Here is a 1475-nt window from a genome sequence, read left to right on the forward strand (position 1 = left end):
GTCGCGAACGTCGCCACCAGCATGGCCGACGCGCCCACTGCTTGAAGTAGACGGAAAGCGACAAAGGCCGGTGCAGTTGAAGACCAAGCTGCTCCCAGAGACGCAATGACGAAAGCCGTTGCGCCCGGCGATTAAGTTAATAAACATATTAAATCATTAATTAGTTTTTGTAGTTTAGAGAGTTTATTTCTTAGGGTTTCTATTCCTCAATTATTCCGTATCCTTCTGGTGCAGGAATCCCATGTTCCGAAGAACGACTGACTGATTCCCACTCTTTCCATGTAAATATACGTTTTTCTGCATTTTCAACAGCTAAATCATATACAAGGCTTCCCAGAACTAATCGGAGAGGCGGATTCTCACTATTAACCAGTTTCATTATAGCTTCGGCGGCTAACTTAGGATCACTATCCACCGATTCGTTTGAATATTGTTGGGCCAACTTTTCACGTAATGAATCATACTCTTTTTTCTGTGTAGTAAAACTCATTTTTAAGTATAGATTCGTCCAGTAACCTCCAGGTTCTACGATAGATACTTTTATACCAAAATGTGCAGCTTCTTGTGCTAAAGCCTCGCTAAATCCTTCTAAAGCAAATTTACTAGCGCTATAGATTCCCGACATTGGACCACTAATCAGTCCACCAATACTAGATATCTGGATAATATGACCTGATTCTTGTGCCCGCAAGTACGGCATAACAGCTTGACTTACCCATACTGTACCGAAGAAATTAGTTTCCATTTGGCTTCTAACTTCATCTTCACTAAATTCTTCAATCATTCCCATTACCATATTCCCTGCATTGTTAATGACAATATCGAGTCTTCCAAAATGTTTAATGGCAGTTTCCACTGTAGTCGAAACAGCACTTCTATCAGTAACATCAAGACTTAAAGGAAGTAACATTCCTTCAAACTGGCATTTTAACTCATTCAGTTTTTCAATATTTCTAGCAACACCAACAACCTTCTCTCCTGACTCCAATGCTTTTTTTGTGAATTCGTATCCTAGTCCACTGCTTGCACCTGTAATAAACCACACACGTGTATTTTCATTGTTATTAAATGTCATAAATAATCTCCTCCATTAATCATGTAATATTGGTATCATTCAATACCAATTTAAAACAAACAAAATAAAGAGCACAGGCAATCTGCCTATGCTCTAAATATAGAAATATAAAATTTCAACAGGATTAATCCGATTGTTGGTATCACAAATAAGCCATCAAATTCATTGATGTACCCTTTTCTACGAAGTGTCATGGGAGATCTCCCTTTAAAATAAAAAAGAGGAAGATTCCTCTCCCCCTTTTTACTATAACCGTATAATAAAGGTTTCCTATACGTATAGGAAGAATAAACGCCCTTTTCACCCAAGTCCAACAGCTTTGGACCGCAGTTGACTCTTTCGACACCCCTGCGATGCAACCCAATCCGGCTGACGGGGAGCCAGCAACGCTGAAAATTTA

The 1475-nt window shown here is 39.3% G+C and carries 2 protein-coding genes and 1 pseudogene; all 3 read right to left on the reverse strand.

All coding sequences use genetic code 11. From position 1 onward, the window contains the following. A pseudogene (locus FTV03_RS17680) lies at window positions 1-125 on the reverse strand (CmlA/FloR family chloramphenicol efflux MFS transporter); the annotation flags it as partial. Window positions 126-199: 74 nt separating this feature from the next. After that, window positions 200-1075: an SDR family oxidoreductase gene (locus FTV03_RS17685; protein ID WP_078081115.1), complete on the reverse strand. Its 876-nt coding sequence runs from the start codon at window positions 1073-1075 to the stop codon at window positions 200-202. A gap of 86 nt (window positions 1076-1161) precedes the next feature. Further along, a partial coding sequence (locus FTV03_RS17835) for a hypothetical protein (protein ID WP_218950682.1) occupies window positions 1162-1475 on the reverse strand: 314 nt, incomplete at its 5' end.

It is taken from the genome of Acinetobacter sp. YH12218 (assembly GCF_013417925.1).
Taxonomy (GTDB): domain Bacteria; phylum Pseudomonadota; class Gammaproteobacteria; order Pseudomonadales; family Moraxellaceae; genus Acinetobacter; species Acinetobacter amyesii.